The sequence below is a fragment of the Kineosporia corallincola genome, from assembly GCF_018499875.1.
Lineage (GTDB): Bacteria > Actinomycetota > Actinomycetes > Actinomycetales > Kineosporiaceae > Kineosporia > Kineosporia corallincola.
This window is the reverse complement of sequence record NZ_JAHBAY010000001.1, coordinates 307,781-324,517: the sequence shown is the minus strand read 5'-3', so window position 1 is coordinate 324,517 and position 16,737 is coordinate 307,781. Positions and strand designations below refer to the sequence as shown.

14 protein-coding genes are annotated in these 16,737 nt (G+C 70.6%); 8 read left to right on the top strand and 6 right to left on the bottom strand.

The window, feature by feature from the left end; genetic code table 11:
* The first annotated feature begins 53 nt into the window (after nucleotides 1-53).
* The 3 genes from KIH74_RS01470 (at nucleotide 54) to KIH74_RS01460 (ending at nucleotide 2,479) form a co-directional block, all read left to right on the top strand.
* On the top strand, nucleotides 54-245 hold the full coding sequence (locus KIH74_RS01470; protein WP_214153620.1) for a hypothetical protein: 192 nt from the start codon (nucleotides 54-56) through the stop codon (nucleotides 243-245).
* 124 nt (nucleotides 246-369) lie between these two features.
* Nucleotides 370-1,218 (top strand): 3-hydroxybutyryl-CoA dehydrogenase, encoded by an 849-nt coding sequence (locus KIH74_RS01465; RefSeq protein ID WP_281417575.1) that lies wholly within the window; start codon nucleotides 370-372, stop codon nucleotides 1,216-1,218.
* 133 nt (nucleotides 1,219-1,351) lie between these two features.
* Nucleotides 1,352-2,479, top strand: coding sequence for a metalloprotease (locus KIH74_RS01460; protein WP_214153618.1), 1,128 nt, complete (start codon nucleotides 1,352-1,354; stop codon nucleotides 2,477-2,479).
* A gap of 55 nt (nucleotides 2,480-2,534) precedes the next feature.
* Here KIH74_RS01460 and KIH74_RS01455 read toward each other — a convergent pair whose 3' ends face one another.
* From KIH74_RS01455 to KIH74_RS38265, 4 genes are all read right to left on the bottom strand, one after another.
* Nucleotides 2,535-3,608, bottom strand: a complete 1,074-nt coding sequence (locus KIH74_RS01455; protein WP_214153615.1) for a sodium:calcium antiporter — start codon at nucleotides 3,606-3,608, stop codon at nucleotides 2,535-2,537.
* 256 nt (nucleotides 3,609-3,864) lie between these two features.
* Nucleotides 3,865-4,533: a response regulator transcription factor gene (locus KIH74_RS38270; protein WP_214153612.1), complete on the bottom strand. Its 669-nt coding sequence runs from the start codon at nucleotides 4,531-4,533 to the stop codon at nucleotides 3,865-3,867.
* A 42-nt stretch (nucleotides 4,534-4,575) separates the two neighbouring features.
* On the bottom strand, nucleotides 4,576-6,402 hold the full coding sequence (locus KIH74_RS01445; protein ID WP_214153605.1) for a sensor histidine kinase: 1,827 nt from the start codon (nucleotides 6,400-6,402) through the stop codon (nucleotides 4,576-4,578).
* Between the two features lie 214 nt (nucleotides 6,403-6,616).
* Nucleotides 6,617-8,410 carry a sensor histidine kinase gene (locus tag KIH74_RS38265; RefSeq protein ID WP_214153603.1) on the bottom strand — a complete coding sequence of 598 codons (1,794 nt, stop codon included), beginning with the start codon at nucleotides 8,408-8,410 and terminating at the stop codon, nucleotides 6,617-6,619.
* A 116-nt stretch (nucleotides 8,411-8,526) separates the two neighbouring features.
* On the opposite strand from KIH74_RS38265, the gene KIH74_RS01435 reads away from it, so the two are divergent.
* Nucleotides 8,527-8,907, top strand: coding sequence for a hypothetical protein (locus tag KIH74_RS01435; protein WP_214153601.1), 381 nt, complete (start codon nucleotides 8,527-8,529; stop codon nucleotides 8,905-8,907).
* Nucleotides 8,908-9,066: 159 nt separating this feature from the next.
* On the opposite strand, the gene KIH74_RS01430 is transcribed toward KIH74_RS01435, so the two are convergent.
* On the bottom strand, nucleotides 9,067-9,444 hold the full coding sequence (locus tag KIH74_RS01430) for a hypothetical protein (RefSeq protein WP_214153600.1): 378 nt from the start codon (nucleotides 9,442-9,444) through the stop codon (nucleotides 9,067-9,069).
* A 118-nt stretch (nucleotides 9,445-9,562) separates the two neighbouring features.
* On the opposite strand from KIH74_RS01430, the gene KIH74_RS37415 reads away from it, so the two are divergent.
* Nucleotides 9,563-10,564, top strand: coding sequence for an expansin EXLX1 family cellulose-binding protein (locus KIH74_RS37415; RefSeq protein WP_214153598.1), 1,002 nt, complete (start codon nucleotides 9,563-9,565; stop codon nucleotides 10,562-10,564).
* A 71-nt stretch (nucleotides 10,565-10,635) separates the two neighbouring features.
* Nucleotides 10,636-11,124 (top strand): SRPBCC family protein, encoded by a 489-nt coding sequence (locus KIH74_RS01420; protein ID WP_214153596.1) that lies wholly within the window; start codon nucleotides 10,636-10,638, stop codon nucleotides 11,122-11,124.
* Here the strand turns inward: KIH74_RS01420 and KIH74_RS01415 are convergent.
* Nucleotides 11,111-13,534, bottom strand: coding sequence for a sensor domain-containing diguanylate cyclase (locus tag KIH74_RS01415; protein ID WP_214153594.1), 2,424 nt, complete (start codon nucleotides 13,532-13,534; stop codon nucleotides 11,111-11,113). The two genes, KIH74_RS01420 and KIH74_RS01415, sit on opposite strands and share 14 nt — an antisense overlap.
* Nucleotides 13,535-13,685: 151 nt before the next feature.
* Here KIH74_RS01415 and zwf point away from each other — a divergent pair, with 151 nt between their 5' ends.
* Together zwf and KIH74_RS01405 are read left to right on the top strand one after the other, a co-directional pair.
* A complete protein-coding gene (gene zwf, locus KIH74_RS01410; protein WP_214153593.1) occupies nucleotides 13,686-15,182 on the top strand; it encodes a glucose-6-phosphate dehydrogenase in 1,497 nt (498 codons plus the stop codon).
* A 300-nt stretch (nucleotides 15,183-15,482) separates the two neighbouring features.
* Nucleotides 15,483-16,736: an extracellular solute-binding protein gene (locus tag KIH74_RS01405; protein ID WP_214153591.1), complete on the top strand. Its 1,254-nt coding sequence runs from the start codon at nucleotides 15,483-15,485 to the stop codon at nucleotides 16,734-16,736.
* Nucleotide 16,737: the final 1 nt, after the last annotated feature.

Below are 16,737 nucleotides of genomic sequence, written 5' to 3'. Positions count from 1 at the left end.
GCACGTTTACCGTGAAGTACATGTAAACGGCACCGGGAATTCGGGAGCTTGCCATGAACACTGACGTTATGTTGGCCGCTGCGACCACCAGCTCAAACCCCCTGTCCCCCAACGGCTCCGAGGTCGGCACGATGATGTCGTGCGAGACCTGCGACCTGGTGGGCGGGCCCTTCCCGGCAGCCGAGGCGGCCCACCTGCGGGCGATCCACGACCGCCTGCATCACGGCATGCTGTTCGCCGCCTGATCCGCACCTGCGCACGCGAGAATCCCCGGCCTCCCCCGTCTCGGCCGGGGATTCTCCCGTTTGCGCACCCGGCGGCCTAGGCTCGCCGCACACGTAGGTCGCGATGATGCGGAGGCCGGACGGTATGCAGGGGATGCGGGTCGGTGTGGTCGGTTGCGGTCTGATGGGCTCGGGGATCGCCGAGGTGTGCGCCCGGGCCGGCCAGGACGTGCTGGTGGTGGAGTCGGACCTGCCGCGGGTGCGGGCCGGGCACGCCCGGCTGGTGGCCTCGCTCGAGAAGGCCGAGGCCAGAGGCAAGATCGAGTCCGCCGAAGAGGTGCTGGAACGGGTCGCGGTGATCGCCGACCTGGACGCGCTGGCCGACCGTGAGCTGGTGATCGAGGCGATCGTCGAGGACGAGGCGCTGAAGACCGGGCTGTTCACCCGCCTGGACTCGGTGGTCACCGCGGCCGACGCGATCCTGGCCTCGAACACCTCGTCGATCCCGGTGACCCGGCTGGCGGCGGCCACCGGCCGCCCGTCGCAGGTGATCGGCCTGCACTTCTTCAACCCGGTGCCGGTGCTCTCGCTGGTCGAGATCGTGCCCGGCCTGGGCACCTCCGACGAGACCGTGGAACGCACCCGGGCGTTCGCCGAGGAGGTGCTCGGCAAGCACGCCGTCCGCAGCCCGGACCGGGCGGGTTTCGTGGTGAACGCGCTGCTCATCCCGTTCGTGCTGTCGGCGGTCCGGATGCTGGAGTCGGGGTTCGCCACCGCGGAGGACATCGACGAGGCCATGGTGCGCGGCGCCGCCCACCCGCAGGGCCCGCTGCGGCTGGCCGACCTGATCGGCCTGGACACCACGGCGGCCGTGGCCCGGTCGCTGTACGAGGAGTTCCGGGAGCCGCTGTTCGCCCCGCCACCGCTGCTGCGCCGCATGGTCGAGGCCGGGCAGCTGGGCCGCAAGTCCGGGCAGGGCTTCTACACGTACTGACCAGACGTGCTGACAGTTGTCTGGGAATCCCCTGGGGCAACTCGCGTCAGGAGCCACACGCGGGAGACGATGGACCGGTGACACGCACCGATCGTCCCCGCCCCACCGTCGTCCACCGATCGAGGGCCGGCGCATGAGCCTGAGCGGTCCCACCAGCGGGCCCGTCGAGGGCGGCCGCGCCCTGTTCCGGGGCAAGGTGCTGGGCTTCCCCACCCACATCGACGTGTCCTTCCTCGTGGTGATGGCCGTGCTCGGCTACATGTCGTCGCCGGACTCGCTCACCGGCCTGGTGGTCTGGCTGATCATCACGCCGATCGCGGTGCTCACCCACGAGCTCGGCCACGCCCTGGTCGCCCGCACCACCGGGGCGAAGCCGGAGATCGCGCTGGCCGGGTTCGGCGGCGTCACCAGTTTCGACCCGCCGAACCAGCTCTCCCGCGCCCGGTCGATCGCGATCTCACTGGCCGGCCCGGCGGTCGGCCTGGTGATCGGCATCTTCCTGATGTTCCTCGAAAGCGCGGTCTGGCCGGACGGCGTCACCAGCGAATGGCTCTGGTACGCATTCCGTTACGGCATCTTCACCACGATCGGCTGGAGCGTGCTCAACCTGCTGCCGATCCTGCCGCTCGACGGCGGCCAGGCGATGCGCGAGTTCCTGCCCGGCGACCCGGTCACCCGGTTGCGCCGGGCCGCGGGCGTCTCGATGGTGGTGGCCGCGCTGGCCGCCGTCGGTGTCTGGTACTGGATGGCGGGCGGCCTGTTCCTGTCGGCGTTCCTGGTGCTCTTCGCCGCGCAGAACTTCATGACGCTGCGCGACCTGTCGCGTGACCTGCCGGTGGGTTCCGACGGCCAGCCCCGGTCCCGGGCCCCGCAGTCGCCGGAGACCGTGATCGTCGACATGCTCTGGCGCAACCAGGCCGAGCGGGCCCGCCAGGTGATGCAGACCCTGCCCGAGGGCACACAGATCGACCTGGCACTGCACGGCGCCGTGCTCAGCCTGACCGGCGACCCGCAGCAGGGGCACGCGCTGCTCGAGCAGGAGGTCGCCCGCCGCCCGAACGACCCGAACATGGCGGCCGTCCTGGCGCTCACCCAGGCGCTGGAACACAACTGGGACGCCCTGGTGCACACCATGCAGGGCCCGCTCGGCCCGCTGATCCCGCCGCCGGTGCACGAGCGCGCGATGCTGGAGGCCCGGGCCACGGGCCGCGAGGACGTCGCGGGCCGGCTGTCCCATCTGCGCTCGGCCGATCCGGCCTGAAAAAAATTGAGGACGACGACGAGCTCACGCGCAGCTCCTCGTCGTCCTCGATTTCTCAGCTCAGGATCGGCACCAGGCCGATCGCGAACACCAGATAGAACACGCCGGCGAAGGCCAGCCTCGCGGGCGTCAGACGGTGCGCGGCCATGGTGACGAGCAGGTAGACGATGGCGACCATGGTGACGGCGCCCGACCAGGTGAGCGCGCCGTCGAAATCCCAGTCGGTGAACAGCAGACCGAGGCCGCTGGGCACCGTGGCCTGGATCATCATCGCGCCGGAGATGTTGGCCAGCGCCAGTTTCACCTTGCCCTGACGCACCCAGATGATCGCGTTCATGATCTCCGGCAGCTCGGTGGCGATCGGGGAGAGCAGCAGTGCGGTGACCGTGCCGGACAGGCCCAGCATCGGGCCGATCGCGTCGAGCTGGTGCACGAACAGCTGCGAGGCGATGAAGATGACCACCAGCGTGCCGGCGGTCTGCGCCAGAACCGCCCAGGTGGCCGGGGACTCCGCCCGGGGCTGGATCTTCAGCGGCTCCAGCTCGTCCTCGTCGTCCCCCGGGCCGTCGTTGCCGCCGCTCATCTCCTTCCAGAAGTAGAGCGCGTAGACGGCGAAGAACACCAGGCCGAGCCAGGGCTTGACGGCGAAGGCGACCAGGCCGAGGGCGACCTTGAACACGAACACGCCGAGGAACCAGCGCTGGTCGCGGGCCAGCCGGGCGGTGTCCGCGGGCGTGCCGAGCGCGGCGGTGCCGCCGAGGTCCTCCGCACCGGAACCGCCTCCGGCGGTGACCAGTTCACGGGTCAGGAGGCGCCGACGGTACAGCAGCATGAAGCCGGTGACGCCGTAGGCCACGGTAGCCAGGGCCAGCGGGCCGCCCATCGCCGCGCCGACGCCGATGTCCTTCGCGTCCTCGGTGCCGCCGGTGGTGACCGCCACCAGGGTGACCACGGATTCCGGCAGGGCCGTGCCGAAGGCGGCGAGAATCGTTCCCACGGCCATCTTTCCGACATTCAGCCGCTGGCCGAGCCATTCCACGGCATTGACGAACCACTCACACGAGAGATAGATCGCCACCGCGCAGACGATGAGCAACACGAAGTGCCACACGATAGTTTCCTCAGCCATTTCCGCGCCTACAGGCGGGATCTCGGCTTTCGGGGCGGCCTTGATCCCGAAAGCAGACGCACGAGTGCGTTCACCTGTCGGGACCAAAGGTCTCGTCCACCTGCCGACCACGCGGCAGGTCTCACGACCGGAGGGCCGGAGCCCTCAGTATGTCGACCGTGAGTTCGCGGACTACTCCCCTCCGGAACGCTCCGAGCCTGGCACACCCCCACGCACCTGCGCAAACGTCCGAACGGGTATGTGGCGCAGGTGACGCTCAGGAGGAGGTCGTGCCCGCCCGCAGCCAGGAGAGCACGGCCAGCACCCGCCGGTTGTCGTCGGACCCCGCCGGGATGTCGAGCTTTCCGAAGATGCTGGCGGCGTAGTTCTCGACCGTCTTGTGACTCAGGTTGAGCACCGCGGCGACCCCGGCGTTGGAGCGGCCCTCGGCCATCTGGCGCAGCACCTGGCGCTCGCGCACGGTCAGCGCGGCCAGGGCGTCCTGCCGCCGGGAGTGCCCGATCAGGCTGTCCACCAGCGTGGCGTCCACGAGCGACTCCCCGGCCGCGAGCCGGACCAGGGCGTCGTGCAGCGTGCCCACGTCGTCCACCCGGTCTTTCAGCATGTACCCGCGGCCGACACTGCCGTTGGCGAAAAGCTCGGCGGCATAGGTGGTCTCGGCATAGGTGGAAAGGATCAGCACGCCGGTTGCGGGATCGCTCTCGCGGATCCGCGCCGCGGCGGTCAGCCCCTCGCGGGTGTAGGTGGGGGGCATCCGGATGTCGAGGATCACCACCTCGGGCCGCGGGCCGGGCAGCCCGGCGAGTCCGGAGATCAGGTCGTCCGCGTTGCCCGCCTCCAGACACACCTCCACACCGACCTGGCCGAGCAGCAGCCGCAGGCCGCCCCGGAAAAGGGTGGAGTCGTCCGCGATCGCTACCCGCACGTGTGGCTCCTCAGCTCGTTCATCGGTGGCTCATCGGGTGGTTCATCGGTAGGGGATCTCCGCCGTCAGCGTGGTGCCCGCCCCCGGCGGGCTGTCCAGGTGGATCGTGCCGCCGGCCGCGCGCACCCGGTCGCCGAGCCCGCTGAGGCCGGTGCCCGAGCCGATGTCGGCGCCGCCGCGCCCGTCGTCCTCGATCGTCAGCCGCAGGGTGCCCCCGGTGTCGGCGCCGCGCACGTCGATGCGGGAGGCCTGCGCGTGCCGCACCGCGTTGGTGATCGCCTCGGCCGCCACGAAGTAACCGGCCACCTGGGCCGGCATCGGCAGCCCCTGCTCGGGCAGGTCGACGTCGACGGTGACCGGCTGAGCGGCGCCGATCCGGCGCACCGCCTCGGCCAGCCCGACCTGGTCGAGGATCGAGGGGTGCAGCCCGGCCGCGATCTCGCGCAGCTCGGCCACGGTCAGGCGCAGTTGCTCGGCGGCATAGGCAACGGTGTCTTCCAGGCCGGGCGGCGTGCCCGGCCCCTCGATCCGCGCGAGCAGCTCCTGCACCCGGCGCAGCGCGCCGTCGTCCAGGTCTTTCTCCAGCGCCTGCCGCTCGGCCAGCTGCGCCGCCACGATGCGGGCGTGCGAGGCCCGCACCAGCTCCAGCTGCGCCCGGGCCTCCACCTGGAGCCGGGCGTTCTCGATCGCCAGCCCGGCCGCCGAGCCGGCCGCCTCCACCAGGTCGGGGTAGCGCCACAGCGCCTGGTCGGCCCGGATCATCGCCAGCCGGGCACCGTTGGTGGAGGTGATCGGCAGCAGCAGCCCGTGGTCGCCGGTCTCGCCGCCCGGGTCGGCCGAGGTGGCGCCGTGCCGGTCCACATAGGCGCCGATCTCCGCGGCCCAGTAGTGGATCTCCAGGCCCGGGTCGTCGAGCACCTGGCGGAAGGCGCTCTCGAGCCGCTCCGAGGTGCGGTCCATCCGCAGCCGGGGCAGCAGGTCGGCGATCATCACGCTGGCCAGACGACGGCGCACGGTGGCGAACACGAACGCGATCGGCACGGTCAGCAGCAGCATGGTCTGCACCACGAGGATCTGGTCGAGCAGCACGCCGCGCACGCCGATCAGCTGGGCCAGCGAGGCGCCCATGCTGGCCGTGCCGGCGAACGCCGCGGCTCCCACCACCGGCAGCATCAGTTTGCGGTCGAGCCCGCGGATGCGCCGGCTGCGCCGCACCCACATCACCAGGAAACCGCTGGCCAGCAACACCTCCCCGACCGAGGAGACATAGGCGAGCCAGCGGTGCAGGCCCGGGTCGGACTGGAGCATCGGCCACCATGCGGTGCCCGCGTCACGGTGGGCGGTCAGGTCGGAACTGAGGACGACGAAAACCCGCCCGGCCAGCATCCAGGCGGTCAGCCCGAGCAGGAAGCGGCGTTCCGACCGGCCGACCGACTCCGGGTCGGGGTAGCCGAAGATGGCCCAGGCCGCGAGCACCAGGGTGGCCGGGGCGGCGAGGAACGAGACCAGGTGCCACGACCCGCGGCTGATCTCCTCCACCCAGCTCAGCGGCCAGACACAGCCCGCGAGCATCAGCGACAGGCCGGGCGAGCGCTGGCCCGGTTCGCGGGAGAGGATGACGCCGGCCGCGACCAGCGCCCCGGCGAACGCGACCGTGGGAGCGGCCAGTTCGGGGTTCGACGTCCACAGCGGGGCGAGCGCGAGCGAGGCCAGCAGCGTCACCAGGGCACCGGCCAGCAGTGCGCCGAGCCACGGCACCGGACGGGGCCGGGTGGGCGGGGTGTCGCCGCCGTCCCCGTGCCCGTGGCCGGGCGCCGGGGAGCGCCGGGCTAGCCCGGAGACCCTGGCGGCCATGGTGTTGGCTGACAATCCATTACCTCGCACCCGCGGCTGATCTACCTGATGTCCTGATTCGCCGCTCTCGTCCGTCGGGAGTCACCGAACACCAGCAGAGAGTATCTGACTCCGGTCACGCAATGACCTCATCCAGGACGGATCTCCTGCTCCCGGGGGCTGTCCGTGACGAAGTGAGTTCTCTCCCGCCGAAATCTGTGACGGGTGCGTGACCGGCCTGGTACACGCCCTAGGCGCAGGGAATCGCGGCGACCATCAGGGAACCGCCGCGCGAGAGCGTGGAGAACATGATGTCGCCGCCGAGCGCACGCACCCGGTCGAGCATGCCGGGCAGCTCGGCGTCGAGCCGCAGCTGCGCCGGGCGGCGGGCGTCGTCCTCCACCTCGATGGTCAGCACCCCGTCGGTCTCGTGGCCGCGGATGCTGACCCGGGAGGCCGCCGGCGACTGCTCCGCCGCACCCTTGAGAGCCGCGCAGATCAGGTAGTAGGCCGTCTCCTCGGTGGCCGCCGGGAAGCGCCCGGCGGGCAGGGTGGCGTCGACCAGCAGCAACGGCTGCTTCTGCGCCGCCGCCTCGATCGCCGCGGACAGCCCGGCCTGGCTGAGCACCGCCGGGTGGATGCCCCGGGCCAGGTCGCGCAGCTCGTTCAGGGCCAGGGCGATCTCCGAGCTCATCTCGTGCAGCCGGTCGCGGGCGCCGGTGCCGAGCTCGGGCGAGTCCGAGGCGGCCAGCACCAGGCGCAGTGCCAGCAACCGCTGCTGGGCGCTGTCGTGCAGATTGCGCTCCACCCGGCGGCGTTCGGCCACCCCGGCCTGCACGGCCTGCATGCGCAGGGCCCGCACCTGGCTGAGCCGGCCCAGCACGGCGGCCTGGAGCTGGGCGTTCTCCAGCGCCAGCCCGCTGGCGGCGAGCGCGTTCGCCACCACCTGCGGATGCCGGCGCAGCCCGGCGTCGGCGTCGATGACGGCGAGCGGGCCGCCGGAGGGAGCGGTCACCGGCAGCACGAGCCGGTCGCCGTCGGGCCCGTCCGGGCCGGGCGGGCCGGCCGGGGCGCCGGTCACGTCGACGTGGGTGTTGAGGTCGGGCGCCCAGTAGCGCACCCGGAGGGTGGCGTCGCGCAAGGCCGTGCGCAGCGCGGTCTGCACGGCCTCGGGGGTGGGGCGACGCTGCACCTGCTGGACCAGGGTGAGCACGGCGTGGTCGGCCAGCCTCCGCCGCACCACGCTGATCAGGAAGGTCAGCGGGATCACGGCGAGCACGGCGGGCTGGAGGGCGTAGACCCGGTCCATCGCACCGCCGGTCAGGCCGAGCAGTTTGGCCACCGGCACCGCCGCGACGGCGACGGCGATCAGCGGGGAGGCCACGGCCATCGGCGCCAGCAGCTCGCGGTCCAGGCCGCGGGTGCGGCGGATCCGGACGATCCACATCAGCACGAAGACCGCGATCACGACGAGCTGGGCGGTGCGCACGCTCTCGGCGATCCGGTCGTGCAGAGCGTGGTCGGACGAGAGGGTGAGCCACCAGCTGTCCGGCGCGTAGTCCTTCCACTCCGGTTCCATGGTGAGGTCCTCGGCCACGATCCCGCCGATCGCCGCGAGGGCCAGCAGGGCCAGGAAGATCCGCTCCAGCCGGGTCATCAGGGCCGGGTCGGGGTAGCGGAACAGGGCCCAGGCGGCCAGCGACAGCGCGACGTAGCTGGAGATGCCGGAGACCAGCGGCATCGGCCCGAAGGCCCACTCCTCGCTCCAGCCGAGCGCCCAGAACTGCCCGGCCAGGATGAGCAGCACGGCGGTGCGACGGTGCCCGGCCTCGTCCCAGAGGATCACCCCGGCGCAGCTGAACATCGCGGTGAACAGGATGCTGCCGGAGGCGACCTGGGGGTACTCGTGCCACAGCGGGCCGAACAGGAGGGCGCCGAGGGCGGTGAGGGCACCGGTGACCGCGAAGGTGCGGGACCACTGCCGACTCGGCGACAGCGGAACCGGAAGCTGTTGCGACGTCTGAGCGATCGACGTCGTGCTCACCGTATTCACCCTGATGGCCCAAACAGATTCGGACAAGAGGGATATCCCCTCATTGGAACCTGTTGATTCACCTCGGGAGTGTTGTCGCGACCGGTCCGGGCTGCCAGCCTGTGGGCATGCCCACCCTGCGCGGCCCCGGTGTCGACGACCGGTTCGACCCGGCTGCCCTGGACGACGTCCGCGAGCGCGTGGTGCTCCCGGTTCTCGAGGCCGTGCTCCGGCCGGGCGAGCTGGAACGGATGGAGCTGGGCCAGGGACCGGGACAGGAACTGCTGCTGCGCGTCATGGCGGCCGGCCGCACCTGGCACGGCGCCTTCTGGTTCGGCCCGGAGGCCGACCCGGAGGAGACGCTCGGCGAGGTGGCCTACTACCTGGCCGACCGGCTGGAGGACTGGGTGTGCGAGGACGTGGCCTGGGGTGAGCAGCGGATCGCCGAGGTGCGCATCCCGGCGCGGCGCCGGCCGGTGCGGGGGCAGCGGGTGGCGGGCAGGGGCTGAGCCCGTGCCGCGCTCCACCCCCTCCGTTCCCACGATGCGAATGTAGTACGGGTGGACGACGCAAAGTCGCCGTCCGGCCGACATTTGTCGCTCTGCCGACCGATCGGCCCAGCGCTCGGCCCATCGCTCAAGCAGGCCGGGCAGGCCGGGCCCGCGGGCTCAGTCGCGGTAGCGGAACCCGTCGAGGAACCGCCGGAAGATGCCGCCCTGCGGGGATAGCGGCGCGGCCGGGGCGGGGGCGGTGCGGCGCTGGGTGGCGATCGGCTGGTCGTAGTCCGTGCGGGCGATCGCGTCGACCACCTGAGCCTCGTCGAACCCGTCGGAGCCGGGGATCGAGGGCACGAACCCGACCAGCACGCCGTCCCGCATCACCTGGGCCTCCAGGCCGGCCGACCCGTCCGTGTCCCAGATCGCCTCGCGCCCGCCGGGCAGCTTGATCCAGAGACCGAACTGGTACACACCAGCCTTCTCCATCCGTGCGTCGACACCTCGTTCCCGCAGCGCGTCGACCACGCGCCGGGCCCGGTTCTCTTCCATGCCGACCAACGTAAGCCAGGATTCCTGGGAACCGGCTGGGTGCTCGCCGCAAAAACTGCTCTCCTCTTAACCCGGGCAGAAGGTCTGCCTGACGACCGCGCGAGGAGCATCACCGAACGTGTCGCGAAAGAAGCTGGATGTCCGTGCAGCCACCGCCCTGGTGGCGTTCGCCGTGATCGCCGTGACCGGGGGCGTGTTCTACGCGCAGTCGTCCACGTCGAGCACCGCCGACGCCTCGCTGGTGCTGTCCCGCCCCGACGTCGCCATCGCGCAGGAGGCTCAGGGCCCGGCCGAGACGCCGGACTCCGGCCCGGCCGCCACGCCGTCGGCCACTCCCACGGCGAAGAAGAAAGAGAAGAAACCCGAAGAGAAAAAGGCCGAGAAGGCCGACTCCACCGAGAAGACCAAGCCGGTGAAGGCCGCCTCGGCCGACGCCACGAAGTCCACGGGTTCCTCGTCGTCCTCAGGCGGTTCGGGTTCCACCACCGCCAAGGCCGCGGCGAGCGCGGCGAACGACGAGGTCCAGTTCGGCAAGACCTACGACGGCATCGCCACGTTCTACGGCGCGACCGGCGCGGGCAACTGCTCCTACGAGCCCACCGGCGACCTGATGGTGGCCGCGATGAACGAGCAGCAGTACGACGGTTCGCAGACCTGCGGTGCCTACGTCGACGTCACCGGCCCCAAGGGCAACACGGTGCGGGTCAAGATCGTCGACCGCTGCCCGGAGTGCGCGGCCGGGCACATCGACCTCTCCGCCGAGGCCTTCGCCGAGCTCGCCGAACCGGTCACCGGCCGCATCGACATCACCTGGAAGATGGTCAGCCCCAGCGTCTCCGGGCCGGTGAAGTACGTGTACAAGGAGGGCTCCACCCAGTGGTGGTGCGGCATCCAGGTGCGCAACCACCGCAACCCGATCCGCAAGGTCGAGCTGAAGGGCGACAACGGCTGGGTCACCCTCGACCGGCAGATGTACAACTACTTCCTCTCAGCGAGCGGTGAGGGCTGCGGCGGCACCGTCCGCATCACCGACGTGCAGGGCAATCAGCTCACCGACAGCGGCATCTCGGTCAAGCCGGGCGTCGAGCAGGCCGGTGCACAGCAGTTGCCCGCCGCCTGAGCGCGCCACGCCGACGGCCCGGTTCCCGCTCGGGGAGCCGGGCCGTCGGCATCAGCGGCCATGATGGACCCATGACGACCAGTCCCGGCACCGGAACGGCGGTGGTGACGCTTCAGGGCGACACCACCATCCTCATCACCCGCGACTTCGCCGCCCCGAAAAGCGCTCTCTGGCGGGCCTACACCGATCCGGAGCTGGTCCGGCGCTGGTGGGCCGGCGAGAAGGGTGAGGTCACGCTGGTCGAGTCCGACTTCCGGGTGGGCGGCACCTGGCGCCAGATGATGACGGCCGGGCCGGGGTTCGAGGTCGGCTTCCACGGCGAGTTCCGCGAGATCGCCGAGCTCGAGAAGATCGTCTGCACCGAGACGTTCGAGGGTATGCCCGACGCCTACTCGGTCAACACCGTCACCTTCACCGGCGAGGGCGACACCAGCACGCTGAGCATGCTGATCGAGCACACCGAGGCCGCGCACCGCGACGCGCACATCGGCTCGGGCATGGAGGAGGGCATGCAGGGCTCGATGGACGCCCTGGAGCGGGTCGCGATCAGTCTTCGGTGACGCCGTCGGAGGTTTCGGGGGCGGGCAGCTCGGTGACCGACACCACCCGGTCCCGGCCGCTGCGCTTGGCCTCGTACAGGGCCGAGTCCGCCCGGTTCATCAGGGATTCCGCGGTGGCCTCGGCGTCCCACTCGCAGTAGCCGATGCTGATCGACTGGCCGCGCGGCATCGCCAGCCGCACCCGGTCGAGCACCTGCCGGGCGTCCTCGTCACGACAGCTGGGCAGCGCGATCGCGAACTCCTCACCGCCCCAGCGGGCCACCACGTCCACGGTCCGCAGCTCCGCCCGGGCGGCCTGCGCCACCTCGCGCAGCAGCACGTCCCCCTCCAGGTGCCCGTGCGTGTCGTTGTAGGCCTTGAACCGGTCCACGTCGGCCACCGCGATCACGAACGGGTCGCCGTTGCGCCGCGCGGCCGCGATCAGCACCGAAAGCCGCTCGTCCCACGACCGCCGGTTCGGCAGCCCGGTCAGCTGGTCGGTGCCGGCCAGGTCCTCGTAGCGGCGCAGCAGGGCGTCGTGCTCCAGCGCGAACGCGGCCTCGTCGGCCAGCAGCGCCACGGCCTGCACGCGGCGGTCGGTGAGCTCGGTGACGTCCTGCCCCCAGCTCACCGAGAGCAGGGCGATCACCTCGCCGCCGCTCAGAACCGGTTGGTAGAGAAGCGATCTCGCCCCGATCATCCGGGCCAGCCGTTGATTGAGCTGCGGGTGGTCCTCGGCCCGCTCGATGAACAGCGGCTCACCCTCACGCCAGACCGCGGCGGTGACCGGGATCTCGGTGAACGGGTAGGAGGTGCCGAGCAGCTTGGCGTCCGAGCTGCCGGTGGCGACCAGTTCCTCCGCGCCGCCGAGCTCGAACAGGCTGGCCACCTGCGCGCCGGCGATGTCGACCAGGGCGCTCACGATCACCGTGCGGGCGTCCTCGCCGGACAGGATGCGCCGCGTCACCCGGTTGATGGCGGCCAGGTTGGCCTCGCTGTCGGCCAGCGCCACCTCGGCCCGGTACCGGTCGGTGATGTCGAAGACGTGGGCCAGCAGGTGCGGTTCCGGGTCGCCCTCGTCGATCCAGCTGAGCCAGGCCGAGGCCCAGGCCAGCTCACCGTCGTACCGCTTGAACCGGACCAGCACCTCCAGGCTGGAGCCGGGTGTCTTCATCAGCTCGCGCATCGCGTCCGGGTGCAGACGGTTGTCGGCCGGGTGCACGAACTCCGAGCGCAGCCGCCCGATCAGCTCCTCCTGCGGCACCCCGAGCAACCGCGACATCGCCGGGTTGGCGGAGATCAACCGGCCCTCGGTGTCGGTGAGCGTGATGCCCATCGGCGAGCCGTGGAAGATGCTGCGAAAACGTTCCTCCGACCGGGCGATCCGGCGCGCCGCGTCCACCCGCTCGGTGACCTCCCGGGCCGAGCAGTGGATCTCCAGCTCGCCCTTCTCCGGGTCGTACAGCGGGGCCAGCGTGCACTCCAGCCAGTGCCAGCGCCCGTCCGCGGCGAGCACCCGCACGGTGACCGACTGGAGGTCGCCGAGCCGCACGCTCTCGATCGCGTCCTGCATCTGTGGCCGGTCGTCCGGATGCACCCGCGCCAGCAGGTTGGCACCGATCTCCAGGTCGACCAGCACGCCCAGCACGGAACTCACCGAAGGGCTGATGTAGGTGATCCGGCCGTCCAGCCCGCACCGGGCGATCACGTCGCCCGAGGTCTCGGCCAGCAGCCGGTACTCGCTGCGGGAGCGGGCCAGCTGCCGCTGCGCCACCGTGCGCATCTCGATCTCGCGGGCCTGGTCGATGGTGACCCGGCGCAGCTCCAGCTGGGTGGACACCTGCCGGGCCAGGGCGCGCATCTGCTCGCGCTGCTCCAGGCCGAGCGAGCGCTCGGTGGTGTCGATCACGCAGATCGTGCCGAGGATCGAGCCGGTGGCGGTGGTGATCGGGTAGCCGGCGTAGAACACCGCGAAGGGCGGGCCGGTGACGAACGGGTTGTTGGCGAAACGCGGGTCGAGCCGGAGGTCGCGCACCTCCAGCTCGGCCCGGCCCCGCACCACGTGCTCGCAGAAGGCGATGTCGCGGTCGGTCGAGCACAGGTCGGTGCCGACCTTCGCCTTGAACCACTGCCGCTGTGCGTCCACCAGGGTGACGAGGGCGATCGGGCAGCCGGTGAGCCTCGACGCCAGCAGCACCAGGTCGTCGAAGCCCTGCTCGGGAGCAGTGTCGAGCAGGTTCAGGGCGTGCAGGTCGGCGAGCCGGTCGTGCTCGGCCTGCTCCGGCGTCCAGAGCCGGGCCGGGGCGTCCGGAGGGGTGAACTGGCCGGGCACCGCGGCCGCGCCGTGGCCGTCGGCGGCCGGGCGCGCGGCATCGGGCGACGCCGGGGTGCCCCGGGACGTCCGCATGGCGTTGGCATCACCGATCGTCATCTCGCCCTGGGTATCGGCACGTTCTGCCACCGGGCTGAGCACCCGTCGGCCGACCGGTGACTACCGACCGGTGAACACCAGGGCAGACGCCCCTGGCAAGTCCGCCCGGGCTCCTTCGCGCCCGGCGGTCAGTGATGCCATCATCGAAGCTGTGTCCGATCTAGCACCCCAGACGATTTCCTACCCGGCCCCCGGGTCACGGCCGTCGCGGAAGGGTGAGGAGACTCTCGCCCCACACGTGATCGTGCTGTTCGGGGCGACCGGCGACCTCGCCCGCCGCAAGCTGCTGCCCGGCATGGCACACCTTGCCGCCTCCGCCCTGGCTCCGGACATCCACGTGGTCGGCACCTCGCTCGAGGACATGAGCGACGACGCCTTCCGCGCCTTCGCCCAGGCCGCCACCGAAGAGTTCGGTTCCCACAAGCTCACGCCCGAGCAGTGGGACACCTTCGCGAAGAACCTCTGCTACGTGCCGCAGTCCGCCGGTCCCGAGGCGCTCGCCGCCGCGGTGGCCGAGGCCGAGTCCAAGCTCGGCCCGGACGCGCGCCGCCTGCACTACCTGAGCGTGCCGCCCAAGGCCGCCCTGGCCGTCATCACCATGCTGCGCGACGCGAAGCTGGTGGAGAAGTCCCGGGTGGTGATGGAGAAGCCGTTCGGCACCGACCTGACGTCGGCCATCATCCTCAACGACCAGGTGCACGAGACGTTCCGGGAGAGCCAGATCTTCCGGATCGACCACTTCCTGGGCAAGGAGGCGGCGCAGAACATCCTGGCGTTCCGTTTCGCCAACGGCCTGTTCGAGCCGATCTGGAACCGCAACTTCATCGATCACGTCCAGATCGACATCCCGGAGACGCTCGGCCTGGGCGGCCGCGCCAACTTCTACGAGAGCACCGGCGCCTACAAGGACATGGTGGTCACCCACCTGTTCCAGGTGATGGCGTTCGTCGCGATGGAGCCCCCCACGGCGCTGGAGCCGCGGGCCATCAGCGAGGAGAAGAACAAGGTCTTCCGCTCGATGCTGCCGATCGACCCGCGCGACGTGGTGCGTGGTCAGTACAGCGGCTACCGCGGTGAGGAGGGCGTGGCCCGCGACTCCGACACCGAGACGTTCATCGCGCTGCGGGCCGGCATCGACAACTGGCGCTGGGCCGGCGTGCCCTTCTACCTGCGCACCGGCAAGCGGCTGGCCGAGGGCGCGCGGATCATCTCGATCGCCTTCAAGGAGGCGCCGAAGTCGATGTTCCCGCAGGGTTCCGGGGTCGGCGCGGCCGGTCCGGACCACCTCACCTTCGACCTGGCCGACGCCTCCAAGGTGTCGCTGTCGTTCTACGGCAAGCGGCCCGGCCCGGGCATGAAGCTCGACAAGCTGTCCATGCAGTTCTCCACCCAGGAGACCGAGCGGGCCGGTGACGTGCTGGAGGCCTACGAGCGGCTGATCCTCGACGCGATGCGCGGCGACCACACGCTGTTCACCACCGCCGAGGGCATCGAGAGTCTCTGGGAGCGGTCCATCCCGCTGCTCGAAGACCCGCCGCCGGTCAAGCCGTACCCGGCCGGCACCTGGGGCCCGAACGCGATCCACCAGCTCATCGCCCCGCACGCCTGGCGTCTGCCGTTCGAGCGGGCCTGGCGCGAGCACCGGTAACAAACCCGTTCGCAAACCGTTAGGCGACAGCCCGGCGAGCAACAACAGTGGACGACGAGGAGCAGTGCTCCTCGTCGTCCACTGTTGTTTTGCCTGACCACGACAGCCCTTGGGGCAACTGCTCAGATTTCCACCGGATTACCGCCCGGTTTGCCCGCTGTTGCCCGCAGTAGGGACCGTCCCGTAACCGGGCAGATCCCCCCATGCACCTCTTGACGCCGCCGGAATCCTGCGCAAGCCTTACGGCCGAATCGTAAGGCGTCTTTACAAACTCCCCACCCGGCATCAGGAGTTTCTGCGATGAACAGACGAACCCAGGCCCTCACGGTCGGACTCACCGGCCTGGCGCTCACGCTCGCCGCCTGCGGCGGCGGCACCGGAGGCGGCGACGCGGAGGGTGACAGCGGCAAGGTCGACTCGATCAAGCTGGTCGCCGCCGAGTACTCGGACGAGACAGCCGGTTTCTGGCAGAGTTTCGCCAAGACCTACGAGGAGAAGACCGGGATCAAGCTCGAGGTCCAGGTGGTCAGCTGGGACGACATCGACCAGCAGAGCAGCACGATGATCCAGAACGGCAACCCGCCGGACATCCTGAACCTCAACGCCTACGCCAGTTACGCGCAGGACGACCTGCTGTACAGCGCCGACGACGTGCTGTCCGACAGCGTGAAGTCCGACCTGCTGCCGAACTTCGTCACCAGTGGCACCTACGAGGGCAAGCTCTACGGCATGCCCGACCTGTCCTCGGCCCGCGCCCTGTTCTACAACAAGAAGCTGTTCGAGGACGCCGGGATCGACGCCGCGCCGACCACCTGGGACGAGTTCGCCGCCGACGCCAAGAAGATCGCCGATCTGGGCGACGGCACAGCCGGTTACGCCGAGCCGCTCGGCCCGGAGGAGGCCCAGGCCGAGTTCTCGATCTGGATGTTCAACAACGGCGGCAACTGGAAGACCGACGGCCGATGGACGATCAACTCGGCCGAGAACGTCGAGACCCTGTCGTTCCTGAAGAAGCTCGCCGATGACGGCCTGACCCAGAACAACCCGGGCAAGACCAACCGCACCGACGGCGCCTTCGCCGACTTCGCGGCCGGAAAAGCCGGTATGGTCGTGGGCTTCTCGCCGCTGGCGGCCACTCTCGACGAAGCCGGCAAGGTCGACTACGGCGTGGCCCCGATGCCGACCAACAACGGCGACGAGCCCAAGTCGTACGGCGTCACCGACTACCTGATGGCGTTCAAGAAAGACGGCAACGCCGACGCGATCAAGGCCTTCTACGACCTGTACTACCAGCCCGACCAGGTGAACACGTTCATCGAGAACGAGGGCTTCCTGCCCGTCACCACCTCCGGCGTGGAGAAGTTCAGCTCGAACGAGGACCTGAAGGTCTACCTCGACACCCTGACCGGCGTGCAGCTGACGCCGACCGACGACCCGAAGTGGGACACCGTCAAACTGGCCGTGCAGCAGGAGATCGGCGCCGCGGTGGGCCCGGACGGTGACCCGAAGGCGGTCCTGGACGACCTCCAGGAGCAGGCGGAGTCCGGGAGCTGAG